General features: G+C 31.1%; 21 protein-coding genes. 5 read left to right on the forward strand and 16 right to left on the reverse strand.

From position 1 onward, the window contains the following. Window positions 1–154: 154 nt before the first annotated feature. The 8 genes from RSA29_RS06600 to RSA29_RS06635 form a co-directional block, all read right to left on the reverse strand. Window positions 155–1,612 (reverse strand): protein adenylyltransferase SelO, encoded by a 1,458-nt coding sequence (locus RSA29_RS06600; RefSeq protein WP_346942564.1) that lies wholly within the window; start codon window positions 1,610–1,612, stop codon window positions 155–157. A gap of 304 nt (window positions 1,613–1,916) precedes the next feature. Next, window positions 1,917–3,854 carry a Xaa-Pro dipeptidyl-peptidase gene (locus RSA29_RS06605; protein ID WP_346942563.1) on the reverse strand — a complete coding sequence of 646 codons (1,938 nt, stop codon included), beginning with the start codon at window positions 3,852–3,854 and terminating at the stop codon, window positions 1,917–1,919. Window positions 3,855–3,886: 32 nt separating this feature from the next. After that, entirely contained in the window at window positions 3,887–5,146 is a 1,260-nt protein-coding gene (locus tag RSA29_RS06610; RefSeq protein ID WP_346942562.1) for an MFS transporter, read from the reverse strand. Window positions 5,147–5,171: 25 nt separating this feature from the next. Next, window positions 5,172–6,701, reverse strand: a complete 1,530-nt coding sequence (locus tag RSA29_RS06615) for a carboxypeptidase M32 (protein ID WP_346942561.1) — start codon at window positions 6,699–6,701, stop codon at window positions 5,172–5,174. Next, window positions 6,694–8,043, reverse strand: a complete 1,350-nt coding sequence (locus RSA29_RS06620) for an MFS transporter (protein WP_346942560.1) — start codon at window positions 8,041–8,043, stop codon at window positions 6,694–6,696. Before RSA29_RS06620 ends, RSA29_RS06615 begins: the two co-directional genes overlap by 8 nt. A 31-nt stretch (window positions 8,044–8,074) precedes the next feature. Further along, on the reverse strand, window positions 8,075–8,656 hold the full coding sequence (locus RSA29_RS06625) for a LuxR C-terminal-related transcriptional regulator (protein WP_346942559.1): 582 nt from the start codon (window positions 8,654–8,656) through the stop codon (window positions 8,075–8,077). Between the two features lie 548 nt (window positions 8,657–9,204). Next, window positions 9,205–10,353 carry a flagellin lysine-N-methylase gene (fliB, locus tag RSA29_RS06630; RefSeq protein WP_346942558.1) on the reverse strand — a complete coding sequence of 383 codons (1,149 nt, stop codon included), beginning with the start codon at window positions 10,351–10,353 and terminating at the stop codon, window positions 9,205–9,207. A 179-nt stretch (window positions 10,354–10,532) separates the two neighbouring features. Beyond that, window positions 10,533–11,204, reverse strand: a complete 672-nt coding sequence (locus RSA29_RS06635) for a hypothetical protein (RefSeq protein WP_346942557.1) — start codon at window positions 11,202–11,204, stop codon at window positions 10,533–10,535. A gap of 389 nt (window positions 11,205–11,593) precedes the next feature. On the opposite strand from RSA29_RS06635, the gene RSA29_RS06640 reads away from it, so the two are divergent. Next, window positions 11,594–12,241: an HAD family hydrolase gene (locus RSA29_RS06640; RefSeq protein ID WP_346942556.1), complete on the forward strand. Its 648-nt coding sequence runs from the start codon at window positions 11,594–11,596 to the stop codon at window positions 12,239–12,241. A gap of 167 nt (window positions 12,242–12,408) precedes the next feature. Here the strand turns inward: RSA29_RS06640 and RSA29_RS06645 are convergent, their stop codons facing one another. The 3 genes from RSA29_RS06645 to RSA29_RS06655 are packed head-to-tail and all read right to left on the reverse strand — an operon-like array spanning window position 12,409 to window position 14,879. Then, complete coding sequence (locus tag RSA29_RS06645) at window positions 12,409–13,443, reverse strand: P1 family peptidase (RefSeq protein WP_346942555.1); 1,035 nt, start codon at window positions 13,441–13,443, stop codon at window positions 12,409–12,411. A gap of 24 nt (window positions 13,444–13,467) precedes the next feature. Further along, the gene (locus tag RSA29_RS06650) at window positions 13,468–14,301 is read right to left on the reverse strand and encodes a tyrosine-protein phosphatase (RefSeq protein WP_346942554.1); all 834 of its coding nucleotides are present in this window, start codon (window positions 14,299–14,301) and stop codon (window positions 13,468–13,470) included. Between the two features lie 14 nt (window positions 14,302–14,315). After that, entirely contained in the window at window positions 14,316–14,879 is a 564-nt protein-coding gene (locus RSA29_RS06655; protein ID WP_346944387.1) for a peptidylprolyl isomerase, read from the reverse strand. 320 nt (window positions 14,880–15,199) lie between these two features. On the opposite strand from RSA29_RS06655, the gene RSA29_RS06660 reads away from it, so the two are divergent. Together RSA29_RS06660 and RSA29_RS06665 are read left to right on the forward strand one after the other, a co-directional pair. After that, window positions 15,200–15,658: a MarR family transcriptional regulator gene (locus tag RSA29_RS06660; RefSeq protein ID WP_346934379.1), complete on the forward strand. Its 459-nt coding sequence runs from the start codon at window positions 15,200–15,202 to the stop codon at window positions 15,656–15,658. A 17-nt stretch (window positions 15,659–15,675) separates the two neighbouring features. Next, a complete protein-coding gene (locus tag RSA29_RS06665; RefSeq protein ID WP_346942552.1) occupies window positions 15,676–16,524 on the forward strand; it encodes a DegV family protein in 849 nt (282 codons plus the stop codon). Window positions 16,525–16,674: 150 nt separating this feature from the next. On the opposite strand, the gene RSA29_RS06670 is transcribed toward RSA29_RS06665, so the two are convergent. Next, the gene (locus RSA29_RS06670) at window positions 16,675–18,000 is read right to left on the reverse strand and encodes an MATE family efflux transporter (RefSeq protein ID WP_346942551.1); all 1,326 of its coding nucleotides are present in this window, start codon (window positions 17,998–18,000) and stop codon (window positions 16,675–16,677) included. A gap of 115 nt (window positions 18,001–18,115) precedes the next feature. On the opposite strand from RSA29_RS06670, the gene RSA29_RS06675 reads away from it, so the two are divergent. Beyond that, window positions 18,116–18,943 (forward strand): MerR family transcriptional regulator, encoded by an 828-nt coding sequence (locus tag RSA29_RS06675; protein WP_346942550.1) that lies wholly within the window; start codon window positions 18,116–18,118, stop codon window positions 18,941–18,943. A 52-nt stretch (window positions 18,944–18,995) separates the two neighbouring features. Here the strand turns inward: RSA29_RS06675 and RSA29_RS06680 are convergent, their stop codons facing one another. The 4 genes from RSA29_RS06680 to RSA29_RS06695 all read right to left on the reverse strand — a co-directional run bounded on the left by RSA29_RS06680 (window position 18,996) and on the right by RSA29_RS06695 (window position 22,906). Beyond that, complete coding sequence (locus RSA29_RS06680; protein ID WP_346942549.1) at window positions 18,996–19,928, reverse strand: hypothetical protein; 933 nt, start codon at window positions 19,926–19,928, stop codon at window positions 18,996–18,998. Window positions 19,929–20,345: 417 nt separating this feature from the next. Then, window positions 20,346–21,128, reverse strand: a complete 783-nt coding sequence (locus RSA29_RS06685) for an ABC-2 family transporter protein (protein WP_346933485.1) — start codon at window positions 21,126–21,128, stop codon at window positions 20,346–20,348. 3 nt (window positions 21,129–21,131) lie between these two features. Beyond that, the gene (locus tag RSA29_RS06690) at window positions 21,132–21,935 is read right to left on the reverse strand and encodes an ABC-2 family transporter protein (RefSeq protein WP_346942548.1); all 804 of its coding nucleotides are present in this window, start codon (window positions 21,933–21,935) and stop codon (window positions 21,132–21,134) included. Continuing rightward, window positions 21,932–22,906: an ABC transporter ATP-binding protein gene (locus tag RSA29_RS06695; RefSeq protein ID WP_346942547.1), complete on the reverse strand. Its 975-nt coding sequence runs from the start codon at window positions 22,904–22,906 to the stop codon at window positions 21,932–21,934. Before RSA29_RS06695 ends, RSA29_RS06690 begins: the two co-directional genes overlap by 4 nt. A 271-nt stretch (window positions 22,907–23,177) precedes the next feature. Between RSA29_RS06695 and crtI the strand changes: the two genes are divergently transcribed. Then, entirely contained in the window at window positions 23,178–24,665 is a 1,488-nt protein-coding gene (gene crtI, locus RSA29_RS06700) for a phytoene desaturase family protein (protein ID WP_346942546.1), read from the forward strand. Window positions 24,666–24,795 lie beyond the last annotated feature (130 nt).

Below are 24,795 nucleotides of genomic sequence, written 5' to 3' on the forward strand. Positions count from 1 at the left end.
TTCCATATATTACCTTTGCTTTTAACATTCTTTTGGATTATATCACTTTTTTAAGTTTATGTCTAACTATATAATAATAATTATTACTAAACAATAATTTCCAAATCACTTAATACTGTCTCCCATAGATACGTTGTGGATTTTCTCCTATAAATTAAGTTCCGCAAAAGGTTCTATATCCACCCTTATCTCCTTTCGGTAACTTAGCATATTCCTCTTGCGCCTTGGAATATTCATAAGGATTTTTAAGTACTTCCATTAGTCTATCCATAACACTATAGTCCCCTTTATTTGTAGCATAATCTAAAGCTTCTTCGACTCTGTGGTTACGTGGAATCACTGCTGGATTGTTATTTTTCATAAGTACTTTTACATCTTCTTTCGATTTATCTTGTCTTTTTAATCTTTGCTTCCATAACTCAAGCCACTTATCAAACTCCTCTTTTCCAACCATCTCCGTATCTTCTTCTCTTCCGATGGTTAGCGCTCTAAAGGTATTTGTAAAATCTGCTCCGTATTTTTTCATAGTACTTAAGAGTCCTTCAATTAAATACTTATCTTCTGCCTCTTCATTAAATAACCCAAGCTTTTCTCTCATTCCTAAAAACCAACTATCCTCATAAATCTTAGAAAACTCCGAAATAGCAGCTTGTGCTAGTTTAATAGCTTCCTTTTGATCCTCATGTAATAGTGGTAGTAATGTTTCAGCCAATCTTGCAAGATTCCATACTCCAATATTAGGCTGGTTACCATAGGCATAGCGTCCATTGGTATCAATTGAGCTAAATACCGTGGCTGGGTCATAGGTGTCCATAAATGCACAAGGTCCATAATCAATAGTTTCTCCACTAATTGTCATATTATCAGTATTCATAACTCCATGGATAAAGCCAACTAACTGCCATTTTGAAATAAGTTCTGCCTGGCTTTTTATTACTTCTTTAAGTAGGTAAAGATATTTGTTATCTGCTTTTAATCCATCCTTAAAATGTCTTTCTAAAGTATAATCAGCCAATGCTTTAACATCTTCAATGTCTCCCCATTTTGAAGCATACTGAAAAGTTCCAACACGAATATGACTTGATGCAATACGAGTTAGCACAGCTCCTTGCAACATTTTCTCTCTAAATATAGTTTCACCAGTTGTAACTACCGCTAAACTACGAGTACTTGGAATTCCTAATCCATTCATAGCTTCACTTATTATGTACTCCCTAAGCATTGATCCAAGTGATGCTTTTCCATCACCACCTCGTGAATATGGTGTTTTACCTGATCCTTTAAGCTCTATATCTACCCTATGTCCTCTAGGTGTTATCTGCTCACCAATGAGCACCGCTCTACCATCACCCAGCATTGTAAAATGTCCAAATTGATGACCTCCATAAGCTTTTGCAATAGGTATTCCTCCTTCTGGAATCTTATTTCCCGAAAGTATCTCTACCCCATATGAGCTTTCTAACTCCTTAACATTTAACCCTAATTCTTCTATCAATGAATAATTTAGGACAACTAATTCTGGTGATGGAACATGACTTGGTTTCTGCTCCCTATAAAATATATTAGGAAGTCCCATATAACTATTTTCTAAATTAAAACTCTTTTCTTTCATTCTTTCTTTTTAGTGAGATAGTGTATTATAAGTTATCAAGAGTTATTTTTTCTCTCACTAAATCCTCCCTTCTTTCTTACTAATATTCTACATGATTAATTTGCCCAATGATTTATTTTTTTATTTCTCCCACAATTATACTATTAACTTCATATGATATTTTGGTTTTCTTTCTATAATAGAATACCCCTTTATAGAAACAGTTTTACTATTTTAACTGTTTACTATAAAGGGGCATATCACGATAGATAAAATCTACTACTGTGCTTTCTTCTACAATAAGTTTGAAATATAACCTTAAATATTAATCCACAAATGGAATTTCCACATCTATAGATTTACTCTTAACCCTAACTTCTGTTTTAATAAAAGGTCTTTGTGTTGCTTGAGTATCTGTTCCATATAGGATAACTCCAAGTCTATGTCCAGGTTTCACAGTATAGTCCATAGGAATCATTTTAAATGAATAATCATAGAAGGTTCCTATCTCTACTTCTTCTTTATTCCAAACACACTTTCTATTTTGTGCATTCATCCAACCTCTAGAAATCACTCTATACTTTGAAGGTGTTTCTTCGAAGGCAAATTTTTTCACATCAGATTTTGGTGTATTTAAACCCCAAGTTATGCCATCTTTTTCAGCAACTTCTTGAGATACTAGCATACGATTATCTTCACCATAATCTACTAGCATGGCACTTAGTATTGCTGTCTCTTTATCAATTGCAGCACTAAATGATACTTGTATTTCACCGCTTATTCTGGCTTCTGACTCTAGCTCCTCACCTATGTATTTTATGAAATGACCATTTTCTATAGAATCACTCATTACTAGCTCATCTAGCCACTGATTTAAATTCTTCTTTTCTCTGTCATAAACAGTAGCAGACAAATCATCTACAAAGCTAACAATCTCTTCTACTTCTTCTATGTCAAATTTCTTTAACTCATTTTTTTCAGCTGGCCAATTAGTTGAGCTAAGCCATTTATCTTGGTCAACATTACTTTGAACTAACACATTTGGAACTTCCTCCATAACACCATTTTCAATGTCATAAAGCCAATAATCTAACCACATATGCATAATGCTATTGAAGTTACCACTCTGTAAATCATGAATATATATGTGATCACCTTGATGGAGCATCATTTTTCTTGGTGCATCAAACTTTTCAAGAGCCTTCCATAAAGGTATACACTGATTAGTCATAACGTTCCAATCATTTAATCCATGAATAATGAAAGTGGATGCCTTAATTTTATCTGCTAGGTTTAAATAATTTCTTTCATCCCAAAACTTATTATAATTTCCACTTTGACGATCTTCTTTTTCTACAAGATTACTTAGAACGTCTTCATAGGCTTCCTTTACCTTTGGATAATCTTCATCCAAACTTCTGCTAAGGCAATACTTTGCAAGAATATCAAGGTCATCCCCTTGCCAATCTATAGCTGGAGAATTTAGTCCATTATAACGGTAATATTCATACCAATTTGATATTGCCGCCTCCGGAATAATCGTTTTTAATCCATCAACCCCTGTAGCTGCAACTGCAATACACATAGTTCCTAAATAAGACTTACCTGACATTGCAACATTACCTGTACACCACTCAGCCTTTATTTCAATATTATCTTCTCTATTTGTAAATGCTCTACATCTACCATTAAGCCAATCTATTACAGCCTTAAAAGCTTCCGTCTCTTCTACTGAGCCTGTAATAGTAAACCCTTCAGATCCTTTAGTTCCAAGACCTCCACAAAATACTGAAGCATAACCTCTAGTATTAAAATAGCTGTACCAATCAGAAACACAATCAAGGGGTATTTCCTCAGTGGGAGATGTACTTGCATATCCCGCTGTCTTTCTTATATTAGATTCCCTTACAACCTTCTTGCTTTCAAAATCATATGTAACATCTTCTCTTGAAATATTTTGCTGTTTAAAAACTTCTAGATCTTTATCCACATTATGAGGTACATACCAATCTTCATTACATGTCATCATATATGGATTTGCAACATAAATGGCAGGAATTCTCATTCCAGCTAGAGTTTCTTTCGGCCTACGGATATACACCGCAATTAAATCAAGTTTCCCATCACCATCTGTATCCACCGGAGTTTCAACGAACACCTTTTCAAAAATACATTCCTTATAATCGAATATAGGTTGAGTTTTGTTGTCTTCAATTAAAATACTATTGATTTCTTTTTCTAATATTTCTTTTCCCTTTATCATGCGCTTTCTGACTCCTCCTTGATTATGCTGTCCTATGCTTGTTTTTTATTTTTAAGATATCTTTTCCAAACTAATACAACCCCTGCTCCGATTAATAACATTACAATTAAGAATCCAAAGTAATATCTAAATCCAGTTACCCCTGGGTATCCATCTATTAAAATACCTGCAAGTAGTGAACAGAATATTTCTGGAAGATATCCAACTGTTGATATTATACCTGCCGCTGTTCCTGAATATTGCTCTGGAATATCACCTTCGCTCATCATAGCCCAAGTTAAAGCATAATTAACATTGTAGAAGAAATAAATTACTAAGAATAAAATTGTAAATACTATTATTGAACTTGTTGATAATGGCAAGAATAAAATCGCAAGTGTTCCTGCTGCCATTGCAAGGAATGATACTAGAAGTAAATTACCAGTTCCAACTTTATCTGCAATATATCCTCCACCTACATTTGAAATAGGAGAAATGAATCTTTTTACCGCTGCTAAAGTTGCACCAAGGGTAACTGTCATTCCTAAAACACCTGTTGCATATGGTGTGAAATAGTATAATGATAATGTAAATACATAGTTACAGAAAGTTACAATTGCAATAATCCATATTGCAGGTAAACGTAAAACTTTGCCTATCTCTTTAAATGACATTCTTTCACTTTCACCAATATTTTCATCATTCATCTTCCACCATACAAGTAAACCACTTACAATTGTTAGTATAGAATAGAAAATAATAACACATTTCATTCCATTTGCATCATCAAGCTTCTTAGCACCAATCTGGAATACAATAACTGCAAGAGGTGCCATAACTGCCGCTGCAACTCCTCTTCCACCTTCAAACCAACCAAAAGCCTTACCTTGGTCCTCTGCATCAGATAACACACGCACTGCCTTAACACAAGCAGGCCAGAATGCAAATAAAGATGTGAATCCCCAGAAAGCATATAAGCAAGCAAGTGCTGCAAAGCTAAGTGGAAGTAAGTGTAAAAAACCACCTAATCCCGTACCTATAAGAGATATAGTAAGAAGTTTTCTAATTGAAAAACGGTCAGCCAAGTAGCCACCAAACAAGTATGAAACCATACCAAAAATTCCAAAAATACTACCAAATACACCCATCTGTGTGTTTGTTAAATTATAAGCCTCTAGATATGCATCATAGTAATCATATCTAAAGTATGGCAATCCATAAATAATTGCCCCTCCCGCTGCTACAAGTAAGATTACAATAAAATTTTTAGACATCTTATCGCCTAGTCCAAGTTTTGCAAATAATTTTTCCACTTTAGTATCTCCCCCTAATTTAAGTTTAGTTATTTAACTCATAAACTTCGAAATATTTGTTTCGAAGGTAGTTAATGTAATATTTTGAGTCCAACTGTTCTCCTGTCACTTTTTCTATTAATTCAGTTGGTGAATAGATTGCACCGTGGCTATGAACATTTTCTGAAAGCCACTTATGAATTATATCTAATTTCCCATTGACTAATAGTTCCTCTATAGATCCTACTTGATCTTCTATAGACGCCATAAACTGTGCTGAAATGATATTAGCCATAAAGTAACTCGGAAAGAATCCGAAATAACCTGCTGCCCAATGAATATCTTGAAGTACTCCCTCATCATCACTCTTGGGTTCAACGCCTAGATATTCCTTATATTTCTTATTCCATATTGCCGGTAAATCAGCCACCTGAATCTTATTATTGATAAGATCCTTCTCTACTTCATAGCGGATGATTATATGTAGTATATATGTAAGTTCATCTGCATCATTACGAATAAGTGATGGTTGAACTTTATTTATTGACTTATAAAATTTTTCCATAGGTATAGCTTTCATCTCTGGACAGGTTTCTTGAAGTTGTGCATAAAAATGTTTCCAGAATCCATGGCTTCTACCAATAATATTTTCATATAACCTAGCTTCTGCCTCTTCTACACCAAAGGATGAAACCTCCGCTAGCATTGTTCCCATCAGGTTCTTATCAATATCTTGTTCATAAAGACCTTTTCCACCCTCATGCAATGTATTGAATATCCCTACTTTTATGTCTTTTTCATTATAAGCGGTAATAATTCTTACATCATTTGGAGAGTTTGCTAATGTTGTAGGATGGATACCTTCATCAAAACGCCCTGCTGAAAAATCAAATCCTATTTCCTCTAACAATTTTTCAGATAATTCCTTTTGAGTTGCTTTTGATATATTTATATCTTTATTAAATAAACTATCCTCTATATTTTTCCCATCTGTTTTTATTTTCCCTAGAAGGTCAATTACAAAATCTCTCAGTTCCGTAGCCATTCTATCTATTTGTCCTACAGTGGCCCCGTCTTCATAATATCCCATAAGGGCATCATAAGGATTTTCATCATATCCCCAGCACTCTGCAAAAGATTTAAATGCTTCTACAATTTTTTCAAGATGAGGAGCGAATATATTAAAATCTTTTTGAGTCTTCGCCTTTTCCCACTCACCCTCTGCCTTAGCTATAAGTGTGATATACTGGGTATATTCTTTTGCCGGAATACTACTTACATAACTATAATTTCTTTTAATACGCTTTATCATGGAATCAACGTATTTTTCATTTTCCTTTTTACCTTCGAAATAATTCACATAGGTTCTAAGTTTCTTATCAGAAAATAACTTATATAATTCCCCACCTAAATAAGACATAACTTCACTTCTATATCCAATGCCCTTTTCAGGCATATTGGTAATCTTGTCCCAATACACTAAAGAATTCAATGTATATTTTAAGTACTCTATTTTTCTTACCATTTCTTTAAACTCTACTAACTTAGTTTCATAGATTTTGTTACCTTTAGTCATCTTTTATATCCCCTTTCTTATCCGTAGTTCTATTATATTTCCATAGTCCTAGTAACAATAAACTACAAGCGATAATATATATGACTGCCGCAATGTAATAAGCTGTTCTATAACCCTCTTGTGTCAAAAACAATATTCTACCTGTAAATAGTCCACTAGCTATACTTGCAAGACCAGCTACAAAATTTAGAGCAGATGCATATGCAGGACGATGTTCAGCCTTCACAAGCTCCATGGATAAAGAACTATCCACTGGACTACTTAAATTCATTAGTCCTGATCTAATAAATAATGCAACTCCCACTACAGGAACTGTATAACTACCAAATTTATCTCCATTTGCAATAAGTAACATAAATGGTATTGAAATCAGGGATACACCACCAAGAGTAACAATTTGCCCAAACTTTTTAACTACAATTGGAGTAAATAGCATAAATACCGCTATTGCCAAATACGATAAAGATACTAACTGTGAAGAAGTAACTCTGTCTATATGAAGATTTCTATTTAAAAATACTGTAAAGTATGAAATAAACAAACCCATTCCAAAGGAAATCATTGCCCAATATGCCATGTAAATCATAGAATCTCTACTAAGAACAGCTTTAAATATATCCTTTGTTTTCTCCATAATAGGCTTCTTACTCTCATTTTCTACAAAACAATAATCACTTTTACTTTCTCTAATTAAAAGCACTGGAAGTATTGCCAATATAGAAATTACCGCCGTTATTAAAAGAACATCTTTATTTCCCTGTAGATAAGCATTTTTCATGGCTGGAGCCATATCTGCAACATATTCAGTTAACACCTTAGCACTTGCATAGGTCTCTCCTGACCTTAGTGAAAACATCTTAACAGTAATTGCTCCCCCTAAAAATGTAGTTAAAAAATATCCTATATAACCCATATAATATGTTCTTGTATACCAACTTATTTTATTGTCAGAATTTGTATATGCAGCTATGTACGGTGAAAGTATTACATAATGTAGTTGTATCCCAACTAAAGCTAGTAAAGTTGTAATATAGAAAATAGTCGGTGAATTCAACGTGGTTACAGACATCATTGCTGCTGAACATGCTACAGAGGAAAATAGAAGCATTTTTTTGTAACCTATCTTTGGTATAAAAATAAGAACAAAGGCACTAATAAATGTTGCATATCCATAAAATGCCCAAAATGAAGTTGCTACCGGCAACGAAACCTCTTGAAGGTAATTTATGTAAGTATCGTAAATTATGCCACTTACTAGATTACTTACGACAAAGCTAATAATAAACATGGATATATTCCACGTATTTCTATTTATCTTTTTAAATCTTGCACGTATACTCATAATTTTCTCCTTTTAAAACTGCATCCCTTTATTACTTATATCTACACTGTGTAAAAAATGGATGAAGAGAATTTAATGAAAAAACATCTTCCTTTGCTGGTTCTAATAATTCTATGCTATCAATATTATTGTTAATTTTTTTACTTTCACTTGAATTATTTTCATTCTCAACTATGTCCATCAATGCAAGGAATATTTTTGCCTCACGTTTCATCTTTTGAAGGTTAAATTTGTGTGTTCTTACAGTAGCAGGACTTATGCCCATGTCCTCACCAATATCCTTTACATCTTTACGCTTATACATGCTGATAAGAATATTTTTCTGCACATCTGATAGTCCACTTATTTGTTTATCCAATGAAATTAAACTTTGAAAAGAACTCCCATGTTCATCTTCAATATGTTCTATAACAGCCCTCTCCGCAGTTACCATTCTATCTCTGCTTGAATAAATCAAACCCTCTTCAAAGTGTTCTCCACAGAAAATACAATTATATCCTCCATTGTTTTCTTGTTTTACATATCCTCTTTCTAATTCTTCGATGTATATATCTTTAAAATTTTTACCACTATCCATATATTCTGACATTTGTTTGTCCTTTTTATCTTCCATACTTCTCCTCCTAATTCAATAACATTATTTTTTATCTATAATCAATATTAAAATACTATGTCCATATTCCGCATTATAAATTTAATAAGCAATTCCTCAATATTTTATAAATGCATGTTTTGTTTACCAATCTCCAATATTTTATTTTATAAACATAGGTTTTGTTTACCAATAAGTAAATGTTATCATAAAACATTTACGATTTCAATATGTTTTTAATTTTCTAACTATATTCAATTTTTAAATTCAATTTCTAAAACTTTAAAATAAAACCAAGATTGTTTTTGTCTCCTACAAATTATCTCCCATTTCTATATTTATAATTACTTCAGTTAACCTTAATACTAATGAATGTACCCACATTTCAATGGTTAAAATAGATGCACATTACATCATCGCAAAAGGCTCTGAATAATTTAATATTCAAAGCCTTTCATTATTACATATATTATCTATATAAACATTCTTCAAAGTTAGCACATATTAATTGTTATTTATGTAATCCACTTTCATTATTTCGCTATATTTAGCTAGATTTAGCTTATTTATTAAAACAATGTTATAAAGCACAAATATTCTATTTCAAGAATTTCCTCACCGAAACCATCTTTTAAAAATTCTATAACCGCTTCTGTATTGTTGCCAATAATTCTTGAAAAAGCTACAATGTAATCTTTTATGTCTGAACTCTCTATTTCTTCACTTTCATTCATAACATATTTTAAAAACACAGCATGTCTTACCAATAAATATTCTAATGCAATCATTTGAAAAGCAATAGTTAGCTCCTCCATATCGCTACTTACACAACTGCCTAAAACCTTAGATACAATGCAATTTTCAACTAGTTGATTATGCCCTTCAAACAAACTTTTGTAAACCTGCCATTTGGATGAAAGCATTTCAATTTCAACATCTTCTGCAAAGTCGTAAATATCTTTTAGTAGAGTCTCTAAAATAGAAACCTCCTTATAATCCTGTATGATATCTAAAAACAGATTATTAATTTCTATAGCTGAATCTTCTAATGTTAACTCTACTTCTTCATACATATCTATAAGTCCTTGCATATACTCTATACTTTCATAATTATCCAGTTCCTCCATTAAGGTATCTTTTTCAAATTCCTCATTTTCCATAATAGTTAGTAGCATTTGAAAACTAATAATCAGTTTATGGTCTAATGAAATTTTTTCCTGTTGCATAATATTAACTAAAACTTCCCTGGTTTTAAGCTCTAATAAATGATTTTTTAACTTAGTTTCATTTTCTGAAGTCATATTTATTTTTCCAGTTATTCTACTTATAAGTTCTACCACTTCAGGACATGCACATGATAATGAAAGTTCCTTTTTATCTTCAAAGATATTTTCTATCCTAGGAAACATATGACAAGTTGATGATAAATACTCTTCACCATGGCTTTTTACTATGTAGCATAACCCACCCTTATCCAGAAAAGGACATGGTTCCTTGGTTTCCTTATTTATAAAATACAACCTTTCACTTCCACATTTTTTCATTTTTACATTACTTAAAATATAATCAGATTTATCACTTTTTTGCTTCCATTTATTATAGGTATTAGCATCTATACTAACATCCCATCCATCACAACATGTAAACATACATTTATCAGCTATGCACCTGAACTCATCATAATTTGAAACTTTTAAAATATCCATCACTTTATTCATATATTAACCTCAACTTCTTATAATTTTAGCTTTACCACTAATTATTATAATAGAATTCTTTAAGTTTAGCATATTAATTTTTTCGAATATTAAAAAACTGAAAAATAAGGCCTTGACTACACTGCTATATCAGGTTAAATATTTCTCATACTTTACCATGGTGTGTATTATAGATATGTTTATCTGCTCATGTCTATAATAGCATTAATTTTCAATCCATTCTCTTCCATTAAAATATCATTCAAAATTATACCTTTAAAGTTTTCCTTATATATTACTACATTCCCTTTATTAAAATCTATTTTCAAGTCGCCGTCTTTAGGAAACCAATCTGCAATAAAACTATTTAATGTTAAATTAACTATCCAATCTGCAATTTTCAAATCTAAAAGTTTTACTTGATTTATGTTTAGTTCTAGATCTTTGTTTTCATTTAATCTTGGGCTTATATTTAATTCAATTGGTGTTTTTATATTTTCTGTAACTTTGTAGTTAACATAAATACTTACAAGATCTTTATTTATATCAATTTTTAAATCTTCCATTTTATCATTTTTAGTATGATTCAAAAAGTAGTCTATGCCACTTTTTATGGATTCTGTTGGCGCAAATATTTCCCCCTTGAATCCGATAGGGTCATTTATTACTTCTATAGTATTCGCTTTTACACCTGCTATAGAGCTTAAAAAATTCAACATATTACTTCTTTCATTATTGCTTCCTTTGTTTACAATTTCATTATTGGTAGCCTCACTATAATTATTTTTAGGTTTGTTAATATATATACCTCCAAAAATAATTAATAACCCACTAATGAAAGCTATTAAAATAATCACTCTTCTTTTCTTCATAATTATCTCCATTCTCTTATATTTCCATTGTTCCATGAACATTAAGATTGGTAAGTTCTTATACCACATAGTTAAAATTTTTGTTTCTTTTTTATATTAGTTCTACTAGGATTATTTTGCAAATAATAATATTATCTTTTTAAGCTTGCTAAATACAGTGTCTTGCATGGAATACATTATATGCTTGATTTTATAAAGTATTTGAAATTATATTATAAGTTCCTCCTTTCAATCTTTTTTCAAAATTTAATCTCTAGTACTATTAGTTTCCTTTTCATATAGTTTTTTTATCACAATGCATACTGTTTACATTAATAATTTTAATTTATGTTATAATTAATAGGATTTATATAAAATATTACTATATATAAGAAGGAGATTATTTTATAATGAAAAAATACATATTATTTGACCTTGATGGAACAATTATAGACCCGAAGATTGGAATTACCACTTCAGTTGCTTATGCTTTAAACAAGTTCGGTATTGAAGTTGAAAATTTGGACAACCTATGCAAATTTATAGGTCCTCCACTTAAGGATTCCTTTATGGATTTTTACAATTTTACTGAAGAGGATGCCGAAAAAGCAATTTTATATTATAGAGAACGCTTTGAAAGTAAAGGGCTATATGAAAATTTTGTTTATGAAAATTTTGAAGAGTTACTTATTAGTTTAAAAAATCAGAATAAAATTCTTCTTGTTGCAACCTCTAAGCCAACAATTTTTGCTGAAAAAATACTTGAAAATTTCAACCTGAGAAAATACTTTGATTTTGTTGGTGGAAGCAATTTAGATGGCACAAGATCTAATAAAGTTGATGTTATTTTACATGTCTTAAATGAAAATTCAATAACCGACCTTTCCTCTGCCATAATGATTGGGGATAGAATGCACGATATCGTAGGTGCAAAAAAAGCAGGTATAGAATCTGTTGGTGTTCTTTATGGATATGGTGATTATGATGAGCATTCAGCTAGTGGTGCTGATTATATAGTTAAAGATATTGAAGAATTATCAACCTTACTTTGCTCTTAATTTTAAAAAAGTAAAAAGTCATAGCATATCATGAAAAGATTTTGCTTTGACTTTTCCCATTTAGTTGTGTTTTAAATTACTGCTAATTAGGGCTTCAATGTTATGTTATCTAAGTATTATTTCATAATCAACATTATTCTAAACTATAGCTTTTTATGCAACTAAACTTATTCAAGTAGCCCCATGTATTCACACAAAGATTTAGCAGTTCTACCATTTATTCCTGTAGTTGTTTTTCCGTGTAGCATTGAACTTATTACTGCTTCTTCCGTGGCTTCCACTACTGCTTTAAATATACTATCTATTCTATCCTCATGAATAATTTTCATATGTACAATATCTTTTTCCTTATAATGATTTACCCTATTTGCCGTCGTAAATGCAAATACAATATCTCCACTTCCATTTCCATAATAGGAACCTGTTCGAGCAAGACCTGCTGGAACTCTCTTACATAGTCTTTTAAGCTGTCTTTCATTTAATGGTATATCTGTGGCAATTACAGTTATAATAGATCCCTTATCTTCACTACTTTCTATATCAAAGTTTTTTTCTCCTAGGTTTGTACCATTAACTATTAGCCCCTCTAAGCTTCCAAAATTAGATAATACCAGTACACCTAAAGTATATTCTTTACTATCTAATTCAACAATTCTTGAAGAAGTACCTATTCCACCTTTTAGTCCAAAACACCTCATACCTGTTCCTGCACCTACTGCTCCTTCTTCACAAATATCCGAAGCCTTTTCTAAAGCTTCAAAAACATGTTCTTCTTTCACATGTAAACCTCTTATATCATTTAACCATCCATCATTACATTCACATACAACTGAATTAACTGTACCTGTTGATGTACCTATATCTTCATTCTCTTTTAATATATGCTTTACTAATGCTGTAGTACAGGTCCCAACACTTAATGTATTAGTCATGACTATCGGAGTTTCAATTGTTCCTAACTCATCAATCTGCACTAGTCCTACACTTTTTCCAAAACCATTTATAACATAAGTTGCAGCAACAACTTTTTCTTTAAATATATTCCCACCATGAGGTAAAATTGCAGTTACCCCAGTCTTTACATCTCCATTATCAAGGGTTACATGACCTATCTTTACTCCAGCCACATCTGTAATAGAATTTTTCTCTCCTTTTTTTATCTTACCCATTTTAATTGGATATATATTTGTATCTATTCCCACACTAGCCCCTCCCTCCATGAATTCCTACACCAAATATCTTTCCTTCAACTCTTTTCTTTCTTGTGCTGAAACACCTATTGCCTTTTCAAAATAATTATCCCAGGTTCCATAGAGTTCCTTTACCTTATCAAAATACGTATTTAATAATTCTGCATTAACTTCTAGCATAGAACGAATAAGATTTAAGAATACCTCTTCAGTGGTATACTTTTTCAACATCTCAATCATAATATCATTTTCTGCCTTTCTATACACGTTGGATAGAAGGTAATCTTCCATAACAGTCTCCTCACTTGCGCCTAAACTTAAAAGTATAAGGGCCGCTGCAACACCTGTTCTATCTTTACCCGCTGAGCAGTGAAAAGCAATTGGCTTTTCTGGATACATTTTTATTAGGTCAAATAAAGCTTTAAAAGAGTTACTATGCTCTGCCATAGTTTTATAGCATTCCTTTAAATACTCCATAGGATTCGGTACTTCCCTTTTGTTTTGCAACATATCAATAACGGCTGATTTCATGTCCATATTTCCACCAAATTGATTTGCTAGATTATTAGGATCGTCCATGGTAACAATTCCTGAGTAATGATAATATTCACATTCAGGTGGCACAATATCAGGTTCTTTCTCCTTTTCCGCCTTTGAACGCAAATCCACTATAATTTTCAAGTTTTGCTCTTTTAAAATAGCAAAATCACTTTCGTCTAAGTTAGAAAGTCCTGCACAACGATAAAACTGCTTAGGCTTTACAACCTTCCCTTCTCCACATGGACAACCGCCCAAATCCCTAAAATTAGTTATGTGTGGTACATTTATTACTCTTAAAACATCACCAACACCATTCATATTTTTCTCCATATATACTCTCCTTCTCAATCAGCTATACCTATTATTATTGGCTCATCATATTTTTCTCCAAAGGTTTCAATTGATATTCTTTCAATTATTTCAGGTATTATAGGTTCATTTACTACAACACCTTCTACGCCTATATCCACAGATTTTGTTTCTACTGATACTATACGCTGAACTTCTTCAAAACCTTCTACGATTTTGCCGAATCCAGTATATTTTCCATCTAACTTTTTACCAGCCTCATCACTTAATGTAATAAAGAAACAACTCCCCGCTGCCATTTTTTCTCCATCTCCACCTAATGCTACTACGCCTTTTTCAATTTTTAAGTTATTATTTATTCCATTCTCTCTAAATTCACCATTAAGTGCTACATTACACTTTGGGTCCCTTCCAAAGGAATCATAGGTTGGCTGTAGCACAAAATTCGGAGCAATTCTCTTAATTTCTCTATTATCAAATAACCCTTTTTGTGCTAGATCTATAAAGCAATTTACTGCATTTGGAGCTTCCTTTGGCATAAGCTCTATGACTATTTTATTTCCATTCTTCATTGTCATTATTGCTATTGGATTTTTCATCTTTATCATGTGCCCCCTTTAAACTGTATGTATTTAAATATTTTAACTCTTATGTAATAAAAAGTCCACATTTTGAATTTGCTATTAGGATTAATAATTAAGTGGTACTATCAATTACCTTTTTTCTGAATCACCTCCCCACCCAATATAGCCTTAAAATTTAAATAATTGAAATTGAATAGAGGTATTCTAAAATTACATATCAAAAATCTAGCTAGCAAAATATTTTACTTTGAACTTCAAAGCATATTTACATTTTGAGAAGAATATTATATAATGAAACTACTTTGAACTTCAAAGCATTATGGAGGTATGTATATATGACAATTTATGAAGATCAATTAAATGACTTTTTTATAAATATATTTAATGATATTCTTCGCCTTGAGGAAGAATCTTTAGCAAAGGGACATTTTGAGAATCTTTCTGTTAATGAGATGCATGTTATTGAAGCAGTATGTGATGGAGAAAGTAATTGCTCCAACACTATGAAATCCTTGTCTAATAAACTTATGATAACTGCAAGTAGCTTAACTATCTCAGTAAAGACCTTGGAGCAAAAGGGATATCTTACTCGTGAAAAAGATACGGAAGATAAACGAAAGGTTCTTGTAGTTTCAACTAAAATAGCAAAGGATGCCTATGACCATCACAAAGAGTTTCATAGAAACTTAATTGCCAGTGTTTCTGAAACTTTAAATGAAGTAGAACTTGCAGCATTAACCCTTGCCCTTGGAACACTACACAGATTTTTTATAACACTAAAAAAACATAACTAAATATATTGGAGGAAATTATGAGCATTAGAATAATAACAGATTCAACATCAGATATAACACAAGATTTGGCTAATGATAAAAACATTGCTGTTGTGCCACTATGTGTGCGTTTTGACCAGGAGGAATTTAAGGATGGGGTTACTTTATCTAGCGAAGATTTTTACTCAAAACTTGAAGTCACCAAAAATCTTCCTACTACAAGTCAACCATCTCCCGATGAGTTTCTTAAGCATTTTAACTCCGCCAAAGAAGCTGGAGATGAAGTTATTGTAATAACTCTATCAAGTAGTTTAAGCGGAACATATCAAAGTGCGATGATTGCAAAGACTATGTGTGAATATGACAAAATTTATTTAGTGGATAGTCAAACTGTAACCTTAGCATTAAAACTTTTAGTTGAATATGCCTTAATTTTAAGAGATACCGGAACCTCCTTTGAGGATATGATAACATCTTTAGAAAAAGCTAAAACTAGAATAAAACTTTTTGCAGTAGTAGGTACTCTTGAATATTTAAAGAAAGGTGGAAGACTTTCTTCAACAGCTGCCCTTGCTGGAACTCTACTTGGTATAAAACCAATCATTCAAATAGAATCTGGCGCTGTTACTATGGCCGCAAAGGCACGTGGTACTAATAGTGCCTATGGTAAAATTGTCTCCCTTATTGAAGAAAATGGTGGCATTGATATGTCAATGCCTTATACCCTTGGATATAGTGGTACTTCCAATTCACTTGAAACCTTCAAGCCTTTCATTGAAAAAGCTTTTGATCTTTCTAACTCAAAAATTAGTATCATAGGTTGCACAGTTGGTGTCCATGCAGGTCCTGGAGCTTGCGGAATTGCTTATTTTACTTCAACAAAATAGAATTTACTTCACTATGCAATATGAATTGATTCTTATATTGTAAAAAGATGTATATAATTTGTTTTCACTCAAATTATATACATCCTTTAAATTTCACCATTTTTTAATCTATGAAATTTCAATATAATAAGCTATATTAACTATATACTATTATATCGCAGTACCACCTTTAACTTTCAACAAGTAATAACAAACACCTGCTGTTAAAAACTCTGCAAATGGCACAACCATCAATATTCCATTAATTTCAAATACTCTTGGTAAAATTAATATTCCTATTAGAATAAATACCAATCCACGACTTAAAGCTATAATTACCGATTCTTTAGCTAGTCCTATTGATGTAAAATACCCCGAGCTTAATATATTAAACCCACTAATCAAATAACCAAAAGCAAATATCTTTGCCCCTACCGTTGCCAGCTGTATGATTGCTTCATTGTCCCTTACGAATAAGCTTACTAAATTTTGACCCCCAAATAACAACACTATAAAAATAATTACTCCAATTAATAATGCAACTATATAAGAAAACTTCATTACCCCTTTAACTCTTTTGAAATTTTTTGCTCCATAACTATAGCTAACAACTGCTCCTATTCCATCTGAAATTCCAAACATAATGTATGTAGCAAATAAATTAACATAACTTACAATAGTAAATGCTGCAACACCTATTTCACCCGAAGTCTTCATAAATGCCATATTGAATACATATGCAGTAATTGCTGCTGCAATTGAAGCCATCCCCTCTGATGCTCCATTTGCAATAACTGGAATTATTGTGGACTTATCATATTTACCAACAAAAATATTTATGGTGTTTTTTCTATCAAGATGTGGCCATATCACATAAAATAAGGCCGTTGGCTCTGCAAGACCTGTCGCTATGGCTGTCCCAAGCACACCCAAGTTCATATATTTAACTAAAATTATATTTAAAAATATATTTGTGATTAAACTTAATATCATTCCCTTAAAATACAAATCTGGTTTTTCAAGTAATCTATTTGTAAATGCAAATTGATACATTAAAAACATTGGCACTAAAAATATTGACATTGTTTTTATATATATTGATGTATCTTTAACTAAAATTTCACTAGCACCTAAAACTAATGCAATTTCCTTACTAAAGAAAAATCCTGCTATAGTTAAAATACTTGCTACAATAACCAATAAAATAAGTGATGTCCTATATATGTTTTGTGTTTTGACCTTATCCTTTTCGCCTAAACTCCTCCCCATATAGCTTAATGACCCAATCACTATCACCATTGCACTTGCAACGATTATCTGAGTAAATGGCTGTGCTATATTTACACTGGCCATAGCATTTTCTCCAACAAAATTACCTACAAATAATCCATCTATAATGCTTTGTGTCCCCACTATTAACATTGCTATAATTGCCGGTATTGAATACATAACAAACAGCTTTGGTATCTTTTCTGTTCCTAAAATATTATCTTTCATCTGTAAATTTCCCTTCCAAAGTTCATTTCAACTTTCTTTTATATTGACTATTTTAACCTCCATAATATACAATAAGGTATCTGGTTACCGTATAGTCAAGAAAGGATTTTTAAAAATGGATAAAAATTTTCAAAACTACTTTACTACTGGAGAATTTGCAAAACTTTGTAACGTAAAAAAACAGACTTTATTCCATTATGATGATATAGGCATTTTTTCTCCTGAAATTAAAACAGATAATGGTTATAGATATTATTCATTTCCTCAATTGGAAACCTTCAATGTTATTTCTATTTTGAAAGAACTAGATATGCCTCTGAATTCTATTAAAAGTTATTTAGATAACCGTAGTCCTTCTGAACTTATTTCTTTACTTGAAAAACAAAAAATTGTTATTGAGTCTAAAATCAATCAATTAAACCAAATGAATCACTTAATTGAACGTAAAATTCATATAACCAAATGTGCTTGTAATATTAATGTAAATGAAATATCTTTAAAGTTTTTACCTACCACCTATTTAGTGAAGACCAATGCCCAAAATATGGATAAAGAAAAAAACATAGCTGTTTCCTTAGCTCATCATATAAAACATTGTAAAGAAAATAATATTTATAGTCCCTATACTACCGGTGGAATGCTGAGCCTTGATAATATTATAAATAAAACATATTCTAACTATGTATGTTTTTATACCCAATTAGATGATAATGAATATGAAAATTATAATTTTATAAAAGAACAGGGATTGTATTTAATTGCTTATCATGAAGGTGGATACTACACAATTGAAAATACCTATGATAAGATTCTTAAATTTCTATCTGATAATAACCTTAGTGTTAAAAGTTATTTCTATGAAGATGTGTTACTTGATGATCTTTCAGTAAAAGGCTATGAGAATTATGTTTTGAAAATTTCTTTTAGAGTTGAAAAAAACTAAAGGAGTCCCCATCACTATATATTAGTGCTAGAACTCTCCTTTTTTTTGTGTATTACAGTTGTTCTACAAAAGTATCATATTCTCTTCTCTTATTTAATATACTCACCCTTAAGTCTTCTCTTTCATTACTTAATTTATTTAATATATCTTCTACTCTTTGCCTTAAAGCTACTATATTATTTAAGGCATCATTAATCTTGTTTTGTACTGAAAAATCTGTAAAGATATTATCGAAGAATAAATCAAAGGCCATTGTGGTTGATGAGAAGGAGATACTTTCAATGCTAACATCTCCAAGTTCTTTATTAAACCTTCTAAGTAAGTTGGAAACCTTTCTAAAATGCTCCTCAGCCTCATTAATTTTACCATGTTTTGCCATAGATGAAATTAAATCTCCTCCAGCTATATCCCATATTCCCCAACTCTTAGCACCTTCTAATGATTTTTCTGCTGACTTTACTTCCCATAATAAGTTTCTTCCGATAGCGTCAGCTTCTTCTATTTCTTTTTCTGCTCTTAATATTTCGTCTATTTCACATTCTAATTCTGCTAATCTAATTCTTTCATCAGCCTTGCCCTGAGCTTTAATTATACTTAACTTTTTATTTAATAAAACCCTATACTCACTTTCACAATCTTTTAAAATGTCCAATCTATCTTGTATATTAATAATATTTTCCCCTAACAAAGCTATCTTGGCACTTTGGTCATCATATTTAATTTTTGCCATTAAATATTCATGCTCTTCTTTTTCCAATTTCTCATCTTTATTTTTCATTACTGTGGCTATTAAGTTAGCTAATGAAAGTTTTTCTAACTTTTCCACATCTCTATGTTCTTTTTTAAGATTTGACTTCAATTCCTTCAATTCCTTTTCATCTGCTTCTAATTGAATCTTCATCTTGCTAAGCTTACCTTCTAAAACATGTTTTGATGCCAAATTTTCTTTAACCTTATTTATTTGACTATTTATATCTTTTAACACTATCCCTACCCCCAAATAATAACTTTAACTAATAATATTATACCATTTTAATGTACTCATTATGGAAATAAAGTGTTTATTGTTTGTATTCTAAATCAACGTTGATACGGAATTCATATTATCTATTTTAAAATACAATTATGTTTTATTTCATTGTCCAAATTTTTTTCCACATCTAATTTTAAACATAATAAAATAATTTTTTTACAATTCTCAGTTAAAAACACCACTGAAATCAGTGTTTTCTCTAGAGGCCTCAAACCCTGTTACTCCTAAGCGTTGAACCCCCTAAGAACATAAAAACATAAAAACATAAAAACATTGTAATTCCAATAGAAAATTTTTATACTTTCATATACATAAAAAAGCATTATAAACCTAGCTTTTTAACTAAATTTATAATGCCTTATAATTATTTTATGATCCTGTAGACTTATAGTGCCTTACTCCAATTCTCCATAAAATATAGGCTGGCACAAGAAAAAACATTGCACAAATTGGTGATATCATATATAACACCTTATTTGTTTCTACTCTATCTATTAAATAAAGGAAAGGATAATAATTTACAAAGGCTAGTGGAACTATAAAAGTAAAAAACTTTAAAACCCAATCCTTATAAATATTCAATGGATACTGAGCTATTTCTCTACCTCCATCTGTGAAAATATTCATAAATTCTAGGCCCTCTATAGTAAAGAAACATATTGCAGCATATATCATGAATAATCCAAAAAATAAGCATACTCCCCCTATTATCATAAGGGTTAGTGTTAATATTTTCCCTATTGTCCATTGTACTCCACATGTATTTATTCCATATATAAAGATAGCCATAGCTTGAAGTAGTCTTCCTACTCTTGAAAACTCAATTTTGCTTCCTAGAACTTGTATAATTTCATTTTGTGGTCTTACCATTATTCTATCAAACTCTCCATTTGATATTATTACAGAAAACCTATCAAATCCACGTCCAAAACATTCTGCTAGGGCAAAGGACATAAATATAGTACTAAAGCATAATAAAACCTCATTAAAGCTATAGCCCTCAATACTTCCAAATCTATCAAATAAAAAGTACATGGATAAAAATGAAAATATAGTTGTCATACCCTGGCCTATAGCCGTTAAGAAAAAAGAGGTTTTATATTCCATAGCTGACCTTAGGTGAATTGAAAAATACTTTAAATATAACCTCATAATTTATCCCCCTTGCACCGTTACTTTTTTTATTGCTTTACTCATGGCAACTCTACCAATTGCAATTAATACTACCGCCCAAAATACTTGAAGCATTATTGATATTACTGCTTCCTTAGGTGAAATGCCACCAGTGTATATTCTAAAGGGTGTATTCTGCATTGCTGCAAAGGGTGTAAGATAAATATATTTAGTTAAATATTCAGGAAGTAATGGTAATGGAATAAGTCCACCGGAAAAGAAATCTGCTATCATAACCATTGTCAGCCTAATTCCCATCGGTGATATAGTATAAAATGTGAATATATAAATAAGCATACAATATGAGATAACTACTATGGCTCCAACAACCATTGATATTAAAAACAATATGAATGAATATGCTGTAGCTGGACCACTAAATCTATATGTCCCTGGTAAAAATGATGCAATTATAAGTATAGGAAAGCACCTTAGTAAGGTTTTAGATATTCTAGTAGCACAACTTTTTGCAAACCACATATTATAAAGATTTAAAGGTCTACAAACCTCATAAGCCACATTACCACTTGAAATCAATTCGAATATTTCATTATCTAGAAACCAAGTCATGAATAATGCTAAAAAACTTTGTTGTAGCCATATATATGTTGAAAGTTCTGAAATTCCCATAGGTATTGCCGCTGGATTACTTCTATAAAAACTATGATACAACATTATATACATGAATCCCCAAGCCAGTTGTGTTGCTACACCTGCATAGGCCGCTGTTCTATATTGAAGTCCATTTATAAGTCTTATCTTAAAAAAACTCCAGTATGCCCTCATATTTTAAACTCCTTATAAAGTCCAATTACTACATCCTCTACAGTTGTGGAGCTCACTTGAATATCATTTACATTTACCTTTGATGACAAATATGAAATCCCCTCTGAAACAGAAATCATCGATGTATCTACTTCAATAACTGCTCTTCCATTGTATTTTTCAGCAATTGTAAGACCTCTACATACCTGATCTAACTCTCCGTAATAATCAAGACTTATGGTTCTTTCTTTATTGAATCTTTCTTTTAAATCATCTAACTTACCATCTAAAAGAACTCTTCCTTTACCAATTAGAATTATTCTTTTTGTTAACGCTTCTATGTCTTGAGTGTCGTGGGTTGTAAGAATAACCGTTGTTTTTCTTTCTCTGTTAATGTCTTTTATAAATTCTCTTACTGCAATTTTAGATATGGAATCTAGTCCTATGGTAGGTTCATCGAGGAATAAAATTTTAGGGTTATGGATTAATGAGGCTGCTATCTCACATCTCATTCTTTGACCTAAGCTTAGCTGACGTGTTGGAGTTTTAATTATATCTCCAATATTAAGTAGGTCTACAAGGTCTTTAATATTTTTCTTATATTGATTCTGTGGTACTTTGTAAATATCTTTTATAAGTTCAAAGGAATCTACTACAGGCACGTCCCACCAAAGCTGAGATCTTTGACCAAAAACTACCCCTATATCCTTTACATGATTTATCCTATCTTCCCATGGAGTTCTTCCATTAATAATGCAAGCTCCACTATCAGGATTTAAAATGCCACTCATAATCTTTATAGTAGTGCTCTTACCCGCCCCATTAGGTCCAATATAGCCTACCATTTCTCCTTCAGCAATGTTAAATGACACATTACTAAGGGCATGTACTAATTCATACTTTCTATTAAATAATGACTTTACCGCTTCTCCAAATCCTGGTTCTCTTTTAAAAACCTTAAAAGTTTTAGATACGTTTTTAACTTCTATCAATAAATAATACCTCCTAAATAAATTAGGTGAAATGCTTATATATTATACCATATTGTTACATTAAATAAAACTATTCTATATACTGTATTTTTACTCCAAATATTCTTATTTTTTTATAAAAATTTTGTAATTTAGATTTTTTCACATTTATATGGCAACAATAGTGGTTATGAATAACATTACATTATTAAAAATAAAATACTAACTAGTCATTTTATTCAACGCTACTAACATAATTTATGAAACTTACTAATAAAAGGACGTGTGATTTATGAAAAAAGCTATTATAGTTGGAGCTGGTATTGGAGGCCTTTGTACTGCTCTAAGATTGCTCGGTAAGGGTTACTCTGTAACTGTATTTGAAAAGGAACCTACTTTAGGGGGAAAAGTTAATATTAAAAATAGTAAAGGTGCTAAATTTGACTTAACAGCCTCCATACTTATGACCCCTGATATATATACAGAAATCTTTCAGTCCCTTGGAAAAGACTACAGGGATTATATAGATTTGATAAATCTTGATCCCATATATAAAGTGTATTATCCTGATGGAAACACCTATGAGTTTTATAGCGATTTAAGGAAGATGGTAAATGTTCTAGAATCTATGGATAAAGGATTATCAGTAGAATATCTAGATTTTCTTTATACCTCCTACAAAAAATATTTTCTTAGCAACGAATACTTTTTAAATAAACCCATGGTGAGCAAAAAAGATTTTCTTGCTATAAAAAACATAAATAAACTCCTTGAAATAAATCCTATCTCTACGGTGGATAAATATATTTCAAGTAAAATAAATAATGAAAAACTAAGAGAATATTTAATCTTTCAAGCTATGTATATAGGTATTAATCCTTTTGAAAATTCTAATTTGTATACATTGATACCTGCAATATCTCATATTTATGGACTGTGGTATATAAAAGGAGGCCTTTATAACTATATTATAGCCCTTGAAAAATTAATATATGAACTTGGTGGAACCATTGAAGTTGGTAAAGAAGTAACTGAAATAATTGTGGACAATAATACGGCAAAAGGAGTGGTTATAGATTCTGTGAATTATACTTCTGACATAGTCGTTTGTAATGCTGACTTTCCTTATGCCATTAAAAGTCTCTTTAAAAACCCTATGGATGAAAGTTTATACACCACTAAAAATGTAGATGATAAGTCTTATTCCTGTTCTGTATTTATTATTTACCTTGGACTTAAGAAAAAATATGAAGGATTAAAAGTTCATAATATTTATGTAAGTAAAGATTTCAAAGAAAGTATAGAAGATCCCTTTAATGGAAACCTACCTAAATCCCCCTCCATATATTTATACTGTCCAAGTGCTGAAGATGATAGTATAAGCGGAGAATATAAGCAAATTCTAAATGTAGTTGTGAGAGTTCCAAACCTATCATATACAGAAATTAATTGGAGTGAGGAAACCATTTTAGAATTTAGAGATATAATAATTAAACAAATTAAATCTATAGATACCTTCAGTGACCTAGAAGAAAATATAGTATATGAGGATTATTTAACACCAAAAGACCTAATGGAAAATTATAATTCTTATAATGGGACTGCCTTTGGCCTAAGTCACAAATTAAGTGAAACCACATATTTCAGACCTCACATTAAATCAAAGAATATCAAAGGATTATATTATATTGGCTCATCTACACACCCTGGAAATGGTGTTTCAGTTATAATTCATGGAAGCAAACTTGTGGAGTCACAGATTAATGCCGATGATTTTTAAATATATACATTACCAATGTGTACTTAATTATAATCAATTGTTAAATTATTATCGTTACTTGTTCAATATGTATCCTTAATATATATTTCTAAATCAACAAAAATCCCATGGAATTGGCTATCCATGGGAT

It is taken from the genome of Clostridium sp. (assembly GCF_036660475.1).
Taxonomy (GTDB): domain Bacteria; phylum Bacillota; class Clostridia; order Clostridiales; family Clostridiaceae; genus Clostridium_J.

Coding starts and splice junctions, on each gene's coding strand:
- RSA29_RS06665 (WP_346942552.1), top strand. CDS start 15,676: ATGAGCATTAGAATAATAACAGATTCAACATCAGATATAACACAAGAT.
- RSA29_RS06600 (WP_346942564.1), bottom strand. CDS start 1,612: ATGAAAGAAAAGAGTTTTAATTTAGAAAATAGTTATATGGGACTTCCT.
- fliB (WP_346942558.1), bottom strand. CDS start 10,353: ATGAATAAAGTGATGGATATTTTAAAAGTTTCAAATTATGATGAGTTC.
- RSA29_RS06670 (WP_346942551.1), bottom strand. CDS start 18,000: ATGAAAGATAATATTTTAGGAACAGAAAAGATACCAAAGCTGTTTGTT.
- crtI (WP_346942546.1), top strand. CDS start 23,178: ATGAAAAAAGCTATTATAGTTGGAGCTGGTATTGGAGGCCTTTGTACT.
- RSA29_RS06685 (WP_346933485.1), bottom strand. CDS start 21,128: ATGAGGTTATATTTAAAGTATTTTTCAATTCACCTAAGGTCAGCTATG.
- RSA29_RS06640 (WP_346942556.1), top strand. CDS start 11,594: ATGAAAAAATACATATTATTTGACCTTGATGGAACAATTATAGACCCG.
- RSA29_RS06650 (WP_346942554.1), bottom strand. CDS start 14,301: ATGGAGAAAAATATGAATGGTGTTGGTGATGTTTTAAGAGTAATAAAT.
- RSA29_RS06635 (WP_346942557.1), bottom strand. CDS start 11,204: ATGAAGAAAAGAAGAGTGATTATTTTAATAGCTTTCATTAGTGGGTTA.
- RSA29_RS06655 (WP_346944387.1), bottom strand. CDS start 14,879: ATGAAAAATCCAATAGCAATAATGACAATGAAGAATGGAAATAAAATA.
- RSA29_RS06675 (WP_346942550.1), top strand. CDS start 18,116: ATGGATAAAAATTTTCAAAACTACTTTACTACTGGAGAATTTGCAAAA.
- RSA29_RS06605 (WP_346942563.1), bottom strand. CDS start 3,854: ATGATAAAGGGAAAAGAAATATTAGAAAAAGAAATCAATAGTATTTTA.
- RSA29_RS06660 (WP_346934379.1), top strand. CDS start 15,200: ATGACAATTTATGAAGATCAATTAAATGACTTTTTTATAAATATATTT.
- RSA29_RS06615 (WP_346942561.1), bottom strand. CDS start 6,701: ATGACTAAAGGTAACAAAATCTATGAAACTAAGTTAGTAGAGTTTAAA.
- RSA29_RS06625 (WP_346942559.1), bottom strand. CDS start 8,656: ATGGAAGATAAAAAGGACAAACAAATGTCAGAATATATGGATAGTGGT.
- RSA29_RS06620 (WP_346942560.1), bottom strand. CDS start 8,043: ATGAGTATACGTGCAAGATTTAAAAAGATAAATAGAAATACGTGGAAT.
- RSA29_RS06690 (WP_346942548.1), bottom strand. CDS start 21,935: ATGAGGGCATACTGGAGTTTTTTTAAGATAAGACTTATAAATGGACTT.